The organism is Paenibacillus sp. S-12, from assembly GCF_030363895.1.
GTDB lineage: Bacteria > Bacillota > Bacilli > Paenibacillales > Paenibacillaceae > Paenibacillus_B > Paenibacillus_B alvei.
The window spans coordinates 16630-33045 of the sequence record NZ_JASIUF010000024.1; the positions used below are offsets into that span (position 1 = coordinate 16630).

At 47.5% G+C, this 16416-nt stretch carries 16 protein-coding genes; 9 read left to right on the forward strand and 7 right to left on the reverse strand.

Annotation, left to right across the window (positions count from 1 at the left end):
* The first annotated feature begins 170 nt into the window (after window positions 1–170).
* From NO352_RS22310 to NO352_RS22325, 4 genes are all read left to right on the forward strand, one after another.
* Window positions 171–932, forward strand: coding sequence for an ABC transporter permease subunit (locus NO352_RS22310; RefSeq protein WP_040735758.1), 762 nt, complete (start codon window positions 171–173; stop codon window positions 930–932).
* 129 nt (window positions 933–1061) lie between these two features.
* A complete protein-coding gene (locus tag NO352_RS22315) occupies window positions 1062–1868 on the forward strand; it encodes an ATP-binding cassette domain-containing protein (protein WP_289356791.1) in 807 nt (268 codons plus the stop codon).
* 76 nt (window positions 1869–1944) lie between these two features.
* Window positions 1945–3213, forward strand: a complete 1269-nt coding sequence (locus NO352_RS22320; protein ID WP_372515374.1) for an acyl-CoA dehydrogenase family protein — start codon at window positions 1945–1947, stop codon at window positions 3211–3213.
* Window positions 3214–3541: 328 nt separating this feature from the next.
* Window positions 3542–3835: a hypothetical protein gene (locus NO352_RS22325; protein ID WP_005545627.1), complete on the forward strand. Its 294-nt coding sequence runs from the start codon at window positions 3542–3544 to the stop codon at window positions 3833–3835.
* 99 nt (window positions 3836–3934) lie between these two features.
* On the opposite strand, the gene NO352_RS22330 is transcribed toward NO352_RS22325, so the two are convergent.
* Complete coding sequence (locus tag NO352_RS22330; RefSeq protein WP_051135105.1) at window positions 3935–4453, reverse strand: GNAT family N-acetyltransferase; 519 nt, start codon at window positions 4451–4453, stop codon at window positions 3935–3937.
* A 207-nt stretch (window positions 4454–4660) separates the two neighbouring features.
* On the opposite strand from NO352_RS22330, the gene NO352_RS22335 reads away from it, so the two are divergent.
* Window positions 4661–5512, forward strand: coding sequence for a sulfurtransferase (locus NO352_RS22335; RefSeq protein WP_289356792.1), 852 nt, complete (start codon window positions 4661–4663; stop codon window positions 5510–5512).
* A gap of 317 nt (window positions 5513–5829) precedes the next feature.
* Here the strand turns inward: NO352_RS22335 and NO352_RS22340 are convergent, their stop codons facing one another.
* Both NO352_RS22340 and NO352_RS22345 read right to left on the reverse strand, forming a co-directional pair.
* On the reverse strand, window positions 5830–6735 hold the full coding sequence (locus NO352_RS22340) for a Gfo/Idh/MocA family protein (RefSeq protein WP_289356793.1): 906 nt from the start codon (window positions 6733–6735) through the stop codon (window positions 5830–5832).
* A gap of 105 nt (window positions 6736–6840) precedes the next feature.
* Window positions 6841–7746, reverse strand: coding sequence for a phosphotransferase (locus NO352_RS22345; protein WP_289356794.1), 906 nt, complete (start codon window positions 7744–7746; stop codon window positions 6841–6843).
* Window positions 7747–7909: 163 nt separating this feature from the next.
* Here NO352_RS22345 and NO352_RS22350 point away from each other — a divergent pair, with 163 nt between their 5' ends.
* Complete coding sequence (locus tag NO352_RS22350; RefSeq protein WP_005545644.1) at window positions 7910–8326, forward strand: NUDIX hydrolase; 417 nt, start codon at window positions 7910–7912, stop codon at window positions 8324–8326.
* A gap of 76 nt (window positions 8327–8402) precedes the next feature.
* On the opposite strand, the gene NO352_RS22355 is transcribed toward NO352_RS22350, so the two are convergent.
* On the reverse strand, window positions 8403–8843 hold the full coding sequence (locus NO352_RS22355) for a MarR family winged helix-turn-helix transcriptional regulator (RefSeq protein WP_005545645.1): 441 nt from the start codon (window positions 8841–8843) through the stop codon (window positions 8403–8405).
* Window positions 8844–8972: 129 nt separating this feature from the next.
* On the opposite strand from NO352_RS22355, the gene NO352_RS22360 reads away from it, so the two are divergent.
* The 3 genes from NO352_RS22360 (at window position 8973) to NO352_RS22370 (ending at window position 11874) form a co-directional block, all read left to right on the forward strand.
* The gene (locus NO352_RS22360; RefSeq protein ID WP_289356795.1) at window positions 8973–9560 is read left to right on the forward strand and encodes an NAD(P)H-dependent oxidoreductase; all 588 of its coding nucleotides are present in this window, start codon (window positions 8973–8975) and stop codon (window positions 9558–9560) included.
* Window positions 9561–9687: 127 nt separating this feature from the next.
* Window positions 9688–11127 (forward strand): alpha/beta hydrolase family protein, encoded by a 1440-nt coding sequence (locus NO352_RS22365; protein ID WP_289356796.1) that lies wholly within the window; start codon window positions 9688–9690, stop codon window positions 11125–11127.
* A gap of 195 nt (window positions 11128–11322) precedes the next feature.
* A complete protein-coding gene (locus NO352_RS22370) occupies window positions 11323–11874 on the forward strand; it encodes a GNAT family N-acetyltransferase (protein WP_289356797.1) in 552 nt (183 codons plus the stop codon).
* A 121-nt stretch (window positions 11875–11995) separates the two neighbouring features.
* Here the strand turns inward: NO352_RS22370 and NO352_RS22375 are convergent, their stop codons facing one another.
* The 3 genes from NO352_RS22375 to NO352_RS22385 form a co-directional block, all read right to left on the reverse strand.
* The gene (locus tag NO352_RS22375) at window positions 11996–13177 is read right to left on the reverse strand and encodes a GNAT family N-acetyltransferase (RefSeq protein ID WP_289356798.1); all 1182 of its coding nucleotides are present in this window, start codon (window positions 13175–13177) and stop codon (window positions 11996–11998) included.
* 380 nt (window positions 13178–13557) lie between these two features.
* The gene (locus NO352_RS22380; RefSeq protein ID WP_289356799.1) at window positions 13558–16041 is read right to left on the reverse strand and encodes a DsrE/DsrF/DrsH-like family protein; all 2484 of its coding nucleotides are present in this window, start codon (window positions 16039–16041) and stop codon (window positions 13558–13560) included.
* Window positions 16038–16328 carry an ArsR/SmtB family transcription factor gene (locus NO352_RS22385; protein ID WP_005545657.1) on the reverse strand — a complete coding sequence of 97 codons (291 nt, stop codon included), beginning with the start codon at window positions 16326–16328 and terminating at the stop codon, window positions 16038–16040. The genes NO352_RS22380 and NO352_RS22385 overlap by 4 nt, the downstream gene beginning before the upstream one ends.
* Window positions 16329–16416 lie beyond the last annotated feature (88 nt).

The window sequence follows — 16416 nt, forward strand, 5'->3', positions numbered from 1 at the left end:
ATGCAGGCAGCGGATCAGTGGAGAAGTCAGGCGCGGCACCATCTTCATCTCTTATAGGTCCTAAATCGCTGGGATCACCGGGGAAAAGGGATTCGGCAAATGCAAAACATAAAAATACGGTTCATGCTTATGCTGCTGATTCGCGACGTAAGGATGGCTGGGGGAACAGGATTGCAGCAGTTAGTGCGCCTTGGCTGCTGCCGATTGTTTTTTTAGCGATTTGGCAGTGGGCTTCCTCGTCTGAAGTAGTGTCTGCACAACTGTTGCCAACACCGACCAAGGTACTGCACACATTGTGGGAACTGACCATAAACGGAACGCTCGGCTATCATATTGGTGTCAGTCTTCAGCGCGCCCTCATCGGCTTCGTTATTGGTGGCGGGATTGGTTTCTTATTGGGCGTGCTTAGCGGCCGATACTTGGGGTTTTATCGGCTGTTCGATACATCGATTCAAATGCTGCGCAATATTCCTCATTTAGCTCTTGTCCCACTCGTCATCATTTGGCTGGGCATTGATGAAGGGGCCAAAATTTTCCTTGTCTCCCTTGGCGTCATGTTCCCGATTTATGTAAATACGTATCATGGCATCCGCAGCGTTGATCCAGGTGTTGTGGAGATGGCAAAGGTGTATGGTCTGCGATCCGGGTCATTATTTCGGCACATTATATTGCCGGGGGCACTGCCCTCCATATTTGTTGGCTTGCGATATGCGCTCGGTGTCATGTGGCTGACTCTAATCGTTGCGGAGACAATTGCCACTGATGCTGGAGTCGGTTATTTGGCGCTCAATGCACGTGAGTTTATGCAGACTGACATTATTATATTAAGCATTTTGTTATATGCGGCGTTCGGTAAAGGAGCCGATGTGTTCGCGAAGCTGCTGGAGCGCAAGGCACTGCGCTGGAGTACTGAGCATCGGGTAGGACATTAAGAAGAGGACTACCAAATATTCGGCTTGCTGTAGGCTTAGACGATAGGCAGGTTCAGCTTTTATTGTTGCAGATTGTGTGGATAGCAACATCCATTTCACCCTTGAAGGAGAGAAGGAGGCAGTCGAACTATGGGAGGATATCAGGCCATGCGTCCACTAACGCAGACACGATGGCCGCTTCAATCAAAGGAGGCGGCTGATCAAGCCAATATCGAAGGAGCGGAAGTGAAGATCAGTGGCGTAAGTAAATATTTTGGTGAGCATCAAGTCTTGGATCACATTGATCTGACGATACCAGAGGGGCAGTTCGTCGCCGTCGTGGGACGTAGCGGCTGCGGTAAAAGTACGCTGCTTCGTCTCTTGGCGGGGTTGGAGCAAGCAACGGAGGGCAAGCTGCTTGTAGGAGGTGTACCAGTTGACGGAATTCGGGGAGGAACCACGGTCATGTTCCAGGACAGTAGACTGATTCCATGGAAAACGGTCGTTGATAATGTAGGAATTGGTTTGCAGGGAGATTGGAGGCCAAGAGCAGAACAAGCGCTTCATCAGGTTGGACTCGATAGCCGCCAGCATGATTGGCCGAATACCCTTTCGGGCGGGCAGAAGCAGCGAGTTGCGCTGGCAAGAGCGTTGGTACGCAAGCCAAAGCTGTTGCTGCTGGATGAGCCGCTTAGTGCGCTGGATGCACTGACGAAGCTGGAGATGCAGCAATTGATTGCGTCCTTATGGGGAGATCAGCGGTTTACAATACTGCTCGTCACGCATGATGTGAATGAGGCTGTGCGATTAGCGGATCGCATCGTGCTCATTGATCAGGGTCGAATTGCACTGGATGTTGCCAATCCATGTTCCAGACCGCGTCAGGTAACCGATCAAGAGTTTGGAGCAATGGAGCGGCGGGTGCTGGAGCATATATTTGCAGATGATGCAGTTTAATGAGAGATCGGAGTCTTTAATTTGCATAATTACTGAAATAACATGTGCCGGATATGAAATAGGATAAAGAGGGGGGATGGACGTGATACAAGGGGTTGAGCATTCACTGGAGAGGCTGGACACTGGGCATATTGATGAACTGCCGGCAGAAAGGAAGAAATCACATACGCAGACGGCAGCTCCAGAATGTAAAGTAAAGCGGGGCTTAGCGCAGGTAGAGCAAATTGCTAGGCAGATGCGGGAGGATGCAGCAGATCTGGATAGGAAGCATGGTCTGCCTTCGCATCATGTAGAGAAGTTGAAGAAAATTGGCTATCCGTCATGGAACGTTCCAGAGGAATACGGAGGCCTGGCAATGCCGCTTACTGCATGGTTGAAGGCGCAAGAACTGCTGGCTCAAGCCAATCCGTCTGTGGCACTTGGGATGGGGTGGCATATGAGCATCATCCACGAGTTGGCGGAGCGCCGTACTTGGCCAGAAGGAAGCTTTGCCGAGGTATGTCGCCGCATCGTGCATGAAGGCGGACTGTTAAATCGCGCAGTTATGGAGGTCGGGGGCGGAAGTCCTTCTCGTGGCGGCAAGACACGAACTACAGCCAAACCTATCGAAAGCGGGGGATATGTGGTAAGTGGCCGCAAGACGTTCACAACTTTTGCTCCGCTGTTGGAGTGGTTCATTGTAACAGCTGCGCTTGAGGATAGTGAGGACGTGATTGAGCTGTTGATACCGCATGATGCTGCCGGGGTGTCGATTGAATGGACTTGGAATATGGCTGGGATGCGCGGAACAGCAAGTCATGACCTGGTGCTAGAGCAGGTGAAAGTGACAGAGGACGCACTCCTATATAGGCATAATCAACGTGATCGCTCACTGCCAAATCCGTATCTTCTTCATATCCCAGCGTGTTATTTAGGCATCGCCACAGCGGCCCGCGATGAAGCGATTTCCTTTGCTACCGCATATACGCCCCCATCGTTGTCGGAGCCCATAGCAAGTACGCCGAACGTGGAGCGGCACCTAGGTGAGATTGAACTGGAATGGACAGCGGCACGAAGATTCCTCTATGGTGTGGCAAAGTCCTGGGAAGTGGGAGGCGCTGAGAGAGAAGCACTGCGGGCTGTTGATCTTGCAGCGGCGAAGGTATTCGTCGTGCAGGCGGCGCAGTCAATTGTCGATAAGGCGATGCGTATTGTTGGCGCGTACAGTCTTCGTATGGATCATCCGCTGCAGCGAATGTATCGTGATGTGCGATTCGGGCTGCATAATCCTCCGATGGAGGATATCGCACTAACTCAGCTTGCAAGAGCTTCCGTTCAAGATTGGAAAAGCAGAAATCTCTCTTAGCAGGGTTGAAGATACTTACTTTAAGATTGCTCTTATATTAGAGGGGTGGTTCTTCATATAAAAATCTATAGCATGTTGCCAGGAGCAGAACGATGAGTCTGCTCTTTGTTCTGTTGTGTTGTGATTGTTGTTGTAGGAGGAACAGGAGAATTAGCATGAATCAGTTTTTACGAAGGAAATGTGAAAGCTGAAAAGTGAACTGACTGACAAGAAACAAAAGCGCGGCAGATAGTAAAGATAGGCGCTCTTAATGCAATAGCTGTTCGAGTGAGAAGGCATTCTATGCTACAATACGGAAGACATAGTTGATTCGAGAGGAGCAGCGTAGATGGGCGTTTCATTCGGGAGACCATATCAAGATATTTTGGAAGAATTGACGAACGCAATAGGACTGATTCCGGACGGGTATACCTTTTTCGAAATGACTGAGGAAGACTGGGCTGAGCTCGGACAAGCTGAACGCAAGGAAGTGCTGGAGGCACTCGCAGATGATGTGTTCTACGGTCTAGGGGAGGATCGGCTGCTGTTTATCGGAAGCGGCAGCGTACAGTATGATCCGCAGTTCCACACCATCGAGATTGTGGTAGAGAGCGATACAGTAGCTACGATTTCCCTCATCTAAAACTTTACAAAATACCGAAGAGCTGCCCGTACCGGGCAGCTCTTGTTGTTCCTGAATGAAAGAATTTGTTTTGCAAACCAGCATCATATTGGTGGTTTACTATACCGGAGCAGCTTCGGGCTGATACACCATGCAGTGGAATTCTCCCATTCCTTCTGGTGTAGGACGTTCGTAAGTATCTGTAATGAAAAATCCGGCCTTTTGATAGGCACGAATTGCACGGTTGTTCCAGGTGAGCACCTCGAGGTCGATTTCATCCTCTGGATGACGTTGCGATGCATCGCCCACAATAGCTTGCACGAACGCAGCACCCATTCCCTTTCCAAGCAGATCGGGCCGCATGCCTAATCCTATGCGAGTAACTCCAACAAGCGGAAAATATTGCGCAAAGCCGATGAGCTCTTCGTTCCGATCCTTAACGGATACATATTGCTTGCGGCGAATATCGGGGTCGCCCATTTCAACGCCAAGCGCCTTCATCTGTTTCCACGGGAGGAATCCATACAATTGATAAGGCGGCTCGTATTTCCATGTGCAAATATCCTGTGCATCCTCCTCAGTCATCGGGTGAATACGAAATAATGGTTCTGGATGTGCAGGATGGTGATGGCCAGACATCGAATGATTATGGTTAGCAGATGCTGATGGATCATGAGGCGAACTCATTAGTCTGTTCTCCTCCTTCGGGCGATACAAGACTTATCGCGTGGATTTTCTCCCATTGTGACATGGGGAGAGGAGTTTGGCAAATGGTTGTCTTATTATCTGAGTGACAATGGTTTTTGTTGCATAGGCAAAAGATATTTTGATTCGGGAGGTAGGAACATGCAGGAGTATACGGTGATTATAACAGTGGAGGAAGCTGTGAAGCTGCTTGAAGAAGGGCAGGCGGCAGTAGCGGACTGCCGTTTTTGGTTAACTGAGCCGGAACGCGGACAGACAGCGTATGAGGAAGGGCATCTACCGGGGGCGTTTTATTTTGATTTGGATCGGGACTTGTCATCACCGCGTGAGGTACATGGCGGGCGTCACCCATTACCGGAAATTGGGGAATTGGCGCAGAAGCTTGGAGCGAGCGGCATTGATCGTTCCACGACCGTGATTGTCTATGATGACCAAGGTGGAGCCATGGCTAGCCGCCTGTGGTGGCTGCTGCAATATATCGGCCATGAAGGCTATGTCTATGTGATGGATGGTGGTTACAGTGCGTGGGTGGAAGCGGGACATCCTGTGTCGACAGAAGTTCCGGAGTCAGCACCGCTCAGCTATAAACCGCAGGTTCGTCCGGAGATGGTGCTGCATGTGGACGATATTCGAGAGCGACTGGGACGGCCAAGTGTGGTCATGATTGATTCTCGCGAGCCCGACCGATATGCTGGACGCCTTGAGCCTATTGATGCAAAAGCAGGTCATATCCCGGGCGCAGTGAACCAATTCTGGCGGAATCGTCTTGACGAAGCGGGACACTGGCTGCCTGTAAAGACACAACGCGAGCAGTGGAGGCCGGTCGTGCAGGGAGCGGAGGAAGTAATCGTCTATTGTGGATCGGGTGTGACAGCCTGCCCGAACTTATTATCTTTGTGGCAGACGGGAGTAAAGGGTGCGAAGCTGTATGCCGGCAGTTGGAGCGATTGGAGTTCCTATGATGATAATCCGATTACGACGGGGGAAGAGTAAGCATCATTGCGCTATTTCTTTATCTCTTGGGCATATGGCGACGGCGAAGTGAGTCAATCACAGGAAGAATAGGAGTAACCGGCATACGAAGCAGTGGTGGAGCAGAGCAGACAGCTCCACCGCTAAACGTATTGTGCCGCGCTGCCGAAGGCAGCTCGCTACGATAGACATGACAATCAGGTCTTATGTATAAGACCGTCTCGAACCTTATTCAGGTGTGGGGGAAACGGCCAAATTATTATATTGGACAGATGTTCGGTAAATAGGATTGCCGGAACGATTAGGCCTTGTTGGATAGCGTAGCGGCAGTATCCGATTCATAATCGCTCCAATTGCTGAGTTATGTCTTCACAGATGCGATGAGTTTGCAGTGACTTCTCTCCGCTGGATAGGAAATCGTTTCCGCTCTGAATACATTCGATGAAATGGTCTATCATGTCAACAAAACCGCGGCGATAGAGAGTCGAGATCCAATCGCCAAAAGTGGAGTGCTGTTCTGAATGATTTACATATGTTGTGGTGTGAACGCAATTCTGGACGACGATCTTCTGCTGACATCCCATGATTTCCAGTCGTTCTTCCGTGATTCCCGTCTGTCGGTTCATCATTCCGAGTCCGGTCGTCTTTTGGCTCATCAAATTAAGTACTAAGTAATGCAATAACCCATCCTCGACCTTGCCGTTAACCATGATCGTCTCTGGTTTGCCTACATAGTACAGCAGCGTGTCTACGACGTGAATGAAATCATCAAAAACCGTCTGTCGTACTGGTGAAACGGGGCCAATCCGATTTTTTTGCATGAAGGCTGTTTCGATTGTCGGAATTGTTTCTTTTGCATTTTTGTACATCGGCATAAACCGGCGGTTAAATCCGACCATAAGCTTCACTTTGTGCTGTTGAGCCAAAGAAACCATTTCCTCTGATTCATGTAACGAATAGGCGATGGGCTTATCTACAAATACATGAATTCCTGCAGCGATAAGTTGACGTAAAATATCGGCATGCGAATCTGTGGAAGTATGCACGAAAGCAGCATCGATGTTAGATGAAATTAATTCCTGTACGGTAGAGAACTGGTTGCGGATCCGGTATTGTCGCCCGACCTCATCCACCACTTCTTGATTGCGGCTGGCAATAGATAGTTCAATATCCGATCGGGTGCCTAGTATAGGCAAATATGCTTTACGTGCTATATCGCCAATACCGATCATGCCGATTTTCATGATAAATCCCCCTTCCCTTTCATAACTTGTGATTCCATATTATAAAATACAACATAGCCTGAGATATAGGTTTCAGGCTATATTTTAGTCTAAGCGCGCATGAAGCTACACAATTTTGTTCACGAGGAGTTCTACCTCATCCATCAAATCTGGCACCCACTCGTCTGAACCGGGAATCGTATCCGTTCCGCCATATACGAGCCATTTCAGCGTTTTAACAAGCCAGCATAACCCGCCGATGTTCACTTGCCATTTAAGCTGCTCCATAGAGCAATCCTGCTCCATCGCGCTATGAAAGGCGGACAGCATCTCTTCTCTAGGTACATGACTATATTCGCGTGCTTCATCAATGAGGCAATGCAAGTCGCCTAGATGGGGGCTAAGATACGAAATCGACCAGTCAATCGGCATAATCTGTGTTCCCTGAATGAGCAGGTTTTTCGCATGATAATCATGGTGAACGAGTGTAAGAGGCTGGGTGTGATACAGTCTCTCCAACTGTTGTGGGAATATGTCATGCAGCTTGCTAAGGGCAGAGTGGTCAGCTAGACGAGGTGAGCGAAGAAGATCTTTCGCATGCGTAAGGAAATCGACAGCCGTTTCTGTGTATTGATGAATGTGGCTAATTGGCATATTTTTTTCTATATTCATCGTGGCTGTATCTCGAATTCTTGCTAGTTGTCTTGCGGCTTCCAAAAATAGCTCAGGGCAGGGCTGCTGCTCCAAATTGTACTTCCCCGCGTCTTCCATAATCATAACTGCACTGCGTTCTGACTCATAAAAATCAAAAATGCGCGGGGCTACTATATGCAAAGGATTGACGAGACGACGGTAATTGGCTGCTTCTTGAGCCATTTCCTTGCCGCCCCATTTCAATATGCGAGTTTCCCCTGAACGTAAAGTAATACGGTATACCTCCGAGAGCGCCCACTCTCGTAAAAGAGCCCATTCGGTTACTTCAGCTAATAAAGGTATTTTGGTGCAATAGGCAGATACGCGTTCTGAAATCATATGCTTCCTCCTGAATGATGGGGTACAACCTTACACAGGAGAATTTTACACGAAAACCCAAAAAAATATAGACTTATAATGGCCGGGTTGATATGATGTTGAATAGGGTCTCGATACTTTTCGAGACCCATTTTTTGTTAATTGTGAGTCAGGAGATGAAGAGATGCAGGGCTATAATGTCATCATGGTTTACAATAAAGAACTCGACAAGTTGCTAATGTGCAAACGAGCAAAAGAGCCGTATAAAGGATTAAGCAACCTAGTAGGTGGAAAAATAGAGGCTGGCGAAACGGGAATGGAAAGTGCTTATCGGGAGCTGGCAGAAGAAACAAGTATTTCTCAGAAGGATATCACTCTGCATCATTTGATGGACTTTACGTATCATTATCAAAATTGTTATGTGGAAGTCTATGTAGGCAAGTTGAAGCATGACGTAATGATTCATGGCGATGAGAATGAGCTGTATTGGTCGGAATTAACCCATAATTTCTTCGATATGGCCTTGTATGCAGGAGAGGGCAATATTGGGCATATGATCGAACAGGTAAATATGTATAAGGACGAGGTTCTACGTGATTGATATGTGAAAAGACGAGGGTTTACGCTTTGTTTAGCGTGTTCTCTCGTCTTTTTGCAATCCATGAAGTGGGCTGCACTTATTCCTGCTCTCTATAAAACACTTTAGACTGAAGAATATCTAATGCCCGTTGTATGTCTTTCATGTCTTCTTCAGAAAAATCATCAATTCGCTTAAAAAAACGCTCGCCAATCCGCCAAAAGGCCTCGTCCATCATCTTTTGTCCAGTCTCCGAAAGCCGAATCAACTGCTTGCGTCTGTCATCTGCAGCTTCGAATTTTTCACATAGATGCTTCTCCGTTAATTTCTTGAGCTCACGACTTGTGTTCGGCATAGACATATGCATGCAGTCACTAATTTGGCTCAGGGTAAGGGGTTGGCTAACCGCAATATACTCTAAAATACGATATTGAACGGGCGTAATATCGTCTGGCTTAATGTCCCTCGTTAATTCATGCGTCACTTCGTGCACGGAGGTTGTAAAGCTCACGAACTGATGAAAAAGTTCTTTCTTGTCCACAACATTCACCTCTTACCTGAACACAATAGCAAATTAATTGTCAATACACAATTATCATTTGACAACTAAATTGGCGAGTGTTACTGTTTTGTTATCAAATGATAATTAAACTAAATTGGTGGTGGGAAGATGAATGTATTAATCGTATACACACATCCGAATCATAACAGTCTGAACTACGCCTTTTTACAACAGGTCATACAAGGATGCAAGGAGAACGAGAACATTGAGGAGATTCAAGTTCTCGATTTATATGAGGAGAGCTTCGATCCGGTACTGGTGTTTCACAAAACAAAGCGGAGGAGAGATATGCATCTCGATCCAAGCCTAGAGAAGTATCGGGAGCAAATTCGCAAAGCCGATAAATTGGTATTCGTGTATCCGATTTGGTGGCTGCGTCCCCCCGCAATGCTGCTCGGATACTTTGATCAATTATTTGCTTCCGATTTTGCATACCGAGATCATGGTGGATTGCTGCCGGAAGGTCTGCTGAAAGGGAAATCTGTTGTCTGTATATCCACCATGAAAGGCCCGGCCCTGTATCCGTTTTTCTGGTATCGCAATGTACATAAAGTGTTGATGAAAAGGGCTTTGTTTCAGTATGTAGGCATTAAAGATGTGAAGTTTTTTGAATTTGGAAGTATGGAAAGTTCGAAAGGCAAGCATGGTAGAAAAATGAATAAGATTTACCATTATTTTAAATTAATGTCTCGATAAGTGGCTGAGTATGGTTCATATTGTTGCGGATAACGAATAAATTAGTAAGTTTTGAATGTCCCTATACAGTGGACTGTAATGTGAAAATTAACCCGCTGTAAATTATAAATGAGGAGGTTCAATTCTTATGAGATCGCTTGAATTGTTGTCAGTCGTGATGAATATTCTATTGCTTGGCTGGCTGATATTTGCAAGGAACAAAACGAATCGGATGCTGTTCATTGGTTTCGACATATCTGCGTTATTGGTGCTCATACATGGGTTCGTCGAAGGAATGCGGTGGCAGATGATTCCGGTCTACGTGATAACGTTTCTTCCGATCTGTATCCTTGCAGCAAGGTATCTGCTCAAGTCTAAGGGGGTTGTAGGAAAGAGGTCCGTAATTAGGCAAATTGTTATGATAACACTGGCAGTGCTATATTCTTATTTCGCAGTGTCTCTTCCCCTTTGGTACCCGGTGTTTACCTTTGAGAAGCCTACAGGCCCGTACAAGATTGGGACAGTGACATATGATTGGAAGGATGACCAGCGAGAGGAAACGATTAAACCCAAATCAGGCGATAAGCGCGAACTGATGGTACAAATTTGGTATCCGGCTAGTTCGACTGCAAAGGGGAAAACGGCTCCCTATGTACCCGCTTCGGATGTTTTCGAAAATGCGTACAGTCAAAACTTTGATATGCATCAAATGTTATTCACAAGTATGAAATACGTTAAAACGCACGCGATCGAAAATGCGGAAATATCCGATAAAGAAGCGACATATCCAGTACTTCTGTTTTCTCACGGCATGGGTGGGCATAAAAGCCATAATACTTTTCAGATTGAACAATTGGTCAGTTATGGATATATCGTTGTGGGCATCGATCACACGTATAATAGCATTGCATCGGTGTTCGATGACGGCCGCGTTGCGAATTTTATTCCCCAGGATCCGTCAGTTGAGCACTTGGATGAATTGAATAAGGTATGGGTGGATGACGCCAAATTTGTGCTCAATCAAGTGGAGAAGCTGGCGAATGGTGATCCAGACCATCGCTTTACAGGAAGAATGGATATGAAAAATGTCGGTATGTTCGGTCATTCCTATGGTGGAGCAACCAGTGTTCAAATGCTGATGTCTGACGCTAGAATTAAGGCAGCAATTAATTTGGACGGGGGCTTATTTGGTCAGCTTCGGATTCCGGAAGGCGGGGTGAAGAAGCCGTTGTTGATGATGAGTGCGGATAGAACGCTTGCCGGTGCAAACCAAATAGCCGCTGCTGAAGGTACAACGAGAAAAGCTTTAAACAAGTACTTTGGTGACATATTTGAACGTTATAAGCATGTTGCAGAGGGAGGAAACTACTGGATGAAAATAAAAAACATGGATCATTTAGCCTTCTGTGACATGTATTTGATATCGCCTTTACTCGAAAATACAGTAGGGGTTAATCTGCGTCCTGCACATCGTCTCATTAACGAGTATTCGCTCGATTTTTTTAACCATTACTTAAAGGGACGACCATTTGAGAAGTTGGAACAGAGTATCGGAGACAATCCGGAGTTTTCATTGGAGAAGGGATAAGACTGATTGAATCAGCACGCATTAAAGACACTACATTTCATTAATTTACCAAATATAAGGTTCATGATATAATCCATGACTAGGAAGGGAATGAGAACCATGTAATCGCTAACAGTAATAGGGTTGATTTATGCTCAAGATCTCCGCCCTCGTATGAGGAAATGAGTGGACACCATCTAATGAGGAGGAGCGAGTATGGTATATCATATTTGGGAAGGGAAAAGGGTCAGATTGCGATCCATTGTCGCCAGCGATTGGGAGAATTTCCACGCCAATGATTATGATACGGATATTGCTCGATTATGCGATGAGGTTCATTTTCCCAGATCCGAAGAAGGTGCTCGATTATGGACGGAACAGCGGGCGGCTGCAGCGCCGGAAGGCGATCAGTTTCGGTTTGCCATTGAAACGCTTGCGGGTGAAATGGTGGGCGGAATGAACGCGCATGGCGTGGATAAGCGAAATGGCACATTCAAATATGGCGTGTCGATATTCCGAGAGCATTGGCGCAAGGGTTATGCTTCGGATGCGATTCAGGTATTGCTGCGCTACTATTTCGAAGAACTGCGTTATCACAAGGTGACTGCGCATGTATATGCATATAATGAAGCATCAATTTCAATGCATGAGCGTCTAGGGTTCCGGCAGGAAGGAAGACTGAGAGATATGGTCTTTACGAAGGGGCAATACTACGATGAGCTCATTTTTGGCTTAGTTCGTAGTGAATACGATGCCCTGCAAAAGTGAGTTGATCAATTTGTATGAACGATTCCTTATAAATAGGGAAGCCATAGAGTGTCCGCCTGTTAAAGGCAGAGCTCCATGGCTTTTTGTGTTTGGAAAGCAATTGCGTATATCTAGGGGCAGCCTATCGGCAAGCTTCCGCAAGAGTACGGGCAATTACTTCGCTGTCTGCCTCTCTATATACATACACGTGATCATGAGGCTGAGGGATATCAGCCCATCCTTTTTCAATGGCTAGTTTGTAAAAATGGACTGCTCGTTCCTGTTCACCGGTCAGATAGAACATGCAGGCTGCATTCCAATACAATGCCGCATCGCCGCCCCAGTCCCAGCCTTGATCCAACGCTTGCGAATAGCTCCATGCAGAACGGGCATAATCCTTGCCTACGCCATATCGTTCATCGCCGTGCATGTAATGGTTGCCGTTAACGAGGAGATTGTTCAGCGGGAGGTTCCAACCGAACAGAACCGGGAAATCCGCAAGCTGCTTAAATCCGACGGATAAAGCTGTGCGCTGCGACCCGATATTGCTCGACCAGCATTGCCATCCGACGCGGGTAATGCCGCGCTGCTTGGCCAGCAAGAGCGCTCCGGATACCGTCTTGCGCGCCCAGCCTTGATTGCGGTATCCTTCATCTGTTTCGATACCCAACTCGCATTCGTTCCCGACGACCCAATCGGTCAGGCACCAGCTTATTATGGCCGGCCCGTCGCCCGTGTGCTGGACAGCCACGCATCCAAAGCCGTTTCCCTCGAAAGCTTCCAGTGAGGGCCAGACCTCTAAGATTTCATCGATGAGCTCTTCGGCCCCTGTCAGATTCTCCTGCTTGAGTAGACTGAGGGTAAGCGGCATTACGCGATCATCCATAATGTGATCCAAGCTGCGTGGATCACACGTGAATGTCATGCGGCCGCTTCGCATAGGCAGGATATCCTTCATAACCAACTCCAGTGCTGCTTGCCATACATCGTCATCGCTAGGATAAAACAATACATAGTCAAGCTCTCCGTCAGAAGCAAGGCTTGGCAGCAGTTCTTTAGCAAGCAATTGATTGATTTCCCACAAAAACGGATGAGCTCCCTCGCACGAGGCTGTAGGATTTCCTCCCAGAAAAATCATCCCCTGCGGACTCGTTAATAACGCCAGTTTACCGTCATGGGCAAGGAATACACGGCCAGCTACAACGCCTGAAAGTACGCCTTTCACCGATAAATGCTGCGGGAATGAGTGAATAAGTTCCGCCGCTTGGCGGAACTCCTCGTTAGCAAGCTCTCTGCCATGAGCCATTTGCTGTGAATATACCATATTGGTTGGCCTCCCATACACATATGAGAGGATTCATAGAATCGATACTAGAAATCCATACCTCTCACATGCGCTTTGATTAGTTTGTTCGTAATCAAACATCATCACTCCTTTAACTTGTAGGATAAGGTTGCACGAAGGTGGTATTCATAGATGTCACGGCTTATTATGGTGCAAACAGGAAAAATATTCAAGGTATTTGTTGTGGCAAGAGGTTGGTAGTTAAAGATGAGTAAGCTGCGATAGGTATAAGGTGGCAGGTAAAAATGGAGAAATGAGATGACTGTAAAATAAGTAAATAGGCTGCAGATCATTGATCTGCAGCCTTGTAGTTCGAATTGTCCTTTGATTGCTCTATAGAACAAGAAAGGAATGATATATTAAATAAATAAATTAATGCCCGATTGATCAGCCTTGCCTAGATAGTAGCCTACACCGCCGATGATAACGCCATCGATTAGCTCCTCATGGGCGATGCCCATGACATCCATCGACATCTGACAGGCAACGATTTCGACACCCTGCTGGATTGCAGATTCAATCAACTCTTCTAGCGAGGATACATTGTTATTGTTCATCACCGAGCGAATCATTTTCGGTCCGATGCCCATCATGTTCATCTTCGACAAGCCCAGCTTCTGGCTCCCTCGCGGCATCATAGCACCGAACATTCTACCGATAAAGCTTTTGTTAACGGGAATCTTGTCCGGCTTGCGCAAAATATTCAGACCCCAAAACGTGAAGAACAATGTCACTTTCTTTCCTGAAGCGGCTGCCCCGTTCGCAATAATGAAGGAGGCGATGGCCTTATCGAGATCGCCGCTGAACACGATCATGGTACTGCGATCTGAGGACACACTGCGTGTGTCTGCCAGTTGCGGCTCCTTTGCAGAGGATGTAGGCGGCAGCTTGCGAATATGGGCTTCAATCGTCCCATCCGTGTGTTTCTGAACATGCAGCAGCTCCTGCTTGCTCATACCTGCCCAAGCTTGGATATCCTCATAGAAGCCGGGATCGGATGCATTTACTTTCAACACTTGACCTTCCTGCATCACATCCATCTGCTGCTTCACTTGCATGAGTGGACCTGGGCAGCATAAACCACATGCGTCCAGGGTGCGATCGAAGGAGTACTGTGCATCTTTCTGTTCATTGCTTTCTTTTACTGGACTCACCGCCGTGTCTTGGTCAGGCCTGGCAGGCGGCGTAATCTGACCGGGGGTATATTGTGTATGCTGATATGTCTTATATCCACCCGTTAAGTTCTTCACTTTGAAGCCATGCTGACTTAGGATACGTGACGCTGTATAACCGCGCAGACCAACTTGGCAGTAGACCCAGATTTCTTTCTCCCGATCGAGCTCGTGCAGACGGCTTCTCAGCTCATCCACGGGAATAGACAGCGAGTCAGGAATATGACCATTCTGATGCTCCATATCCGTACGTACGTCAACAAGCATTGTAGTATGTGGATTGCGCTGTTCCAGATCGGCAGGCGTAAACACGTCTACAGCGCCTGTCCGTATATTCTCAGCTGTGTACCCGGCCATGTTCACGGGATCTTTAGCGGAAGAATACGGTGGTGCATAGGACAATTCGAGCTCCGTAAGATCAGTAACGGTACCGCCTAAGCGTATAACCGTAGCAATGACGTCCATCCGTTTGTCTACGCCGTCATAGCCGACAATTTGGCTTCCGAGCACGATGCCTTCCTCATTAAAAATAAGCTTGATTGTCATTGGCTTGGCACCCGGATAGTACCCGGCATGGGAATTCGGATGTACATAAGTAACCTTGTATGGCAACTCTAATCGTTGCAATGTTTTTTCGTTATTCCCTGTTGCAGCACCGGTTAATCCGAATACCTTCAGGATGGATGTGCCTTGCGAACCTTTATAGGAAGTGCCAAGTCCGCTTACATTGTCTGCTGCGATGCGCCCTTGCTTGTTGGCTGGCCCTGCAAGCGGGATCGCTGTTTTTGTCCCATTTACGAAATCGACAACCTCAACTGCGTCTCCTACGGCATAAACATCTTCTACATTGGTTTGCAAGTGATCATTTACGATAATGTGACCACGTGGCCCCAGCTCAATGCCGCTATCTCGAATAAAGCCCGTGTCCGGTGCTACCCCGATTGCGAGAATGACCATATCGCTTGCGAGCACTTTGCCGCTGGCCAGCTGTGTTTCTATTCCGCCGTTCGTATCACGGAACGATTGCACACGGTCATTTACAATGAGAGATGTACCGTGCTGCTCCATCTCCTTAGATAGAATTCCTGCCATTTCTGCGTCAAATGGAGCAAGAATGGCTGGTCCAGCCTCCACTAACGTGACATCCAGCCCAATTTCGCGCAAATTCTCGGCCATCTCCACCCCGATGAATCCACCGCCAATGACGACAGCAGAGCGGGTGCCATCTTCCATCACGCGCGTCTTCACGCGATCCGTATCAGGAATATTACGAAGCGTATAAATTCGTTTACTCTCAATACCTGGAAGCGGTGGACGTACCGGCTTCGCACCGGGGGACAGAATCAGGGAATCATACGATTCCTCGTATTCCCCTTTCTCTTTGCTGCGTACCCGTACCTTTTTCGCTTGCGTATCAATGCCGATGACTTCGCTGTGCACGCGCACATCGATATTGAATCGGCGGTACATAGCTTCTGGTGTCTGCACGAACAGCTTGTTGCGATCTTGAATGGTATCTCCGATATAGTAGGGAAGCCCGCAGTTAGCGAACGATACATAAGCATCCCTTTCAAACATGACGATGTGGGCATCCTCATCCAGTCTGCGCAGACGTGCTGCGGCAGAAGCCCCTCCAGCTACTCCTCCAACGATCAGTACCTTTTTGCTCATGATGTCTCCTCCCCGAAAAATGCTTTAACGAGCTGTTTTACCTTCTCGTTCTCTACCTGATAGTTCACTTCTAGGCCGTTGCGATGTGCGGTTACAATCCCCATGCTGCGCAGCTTCTGCAGGTGTTGGGATACCGTGGATTGCGGCAAGCCAAGGCAGTCCTGCATGAAGGATACATTGCAGCTCCCTTTATCCAGTAGCCCCTTCACGATACAGAGGCGAACAGGATGTGCCAGAGCCTTTAGCAGCTCGGCAGTATCATTAAAACGTTCATAGTCATTATTCATATCATGTCTCCTTTAGCGTTTCTAGGAAAGTGAATAGATAGAATGGCTCATTATCTGCAAGAAGGTGTTGCAGTAAATAAATCGTTAT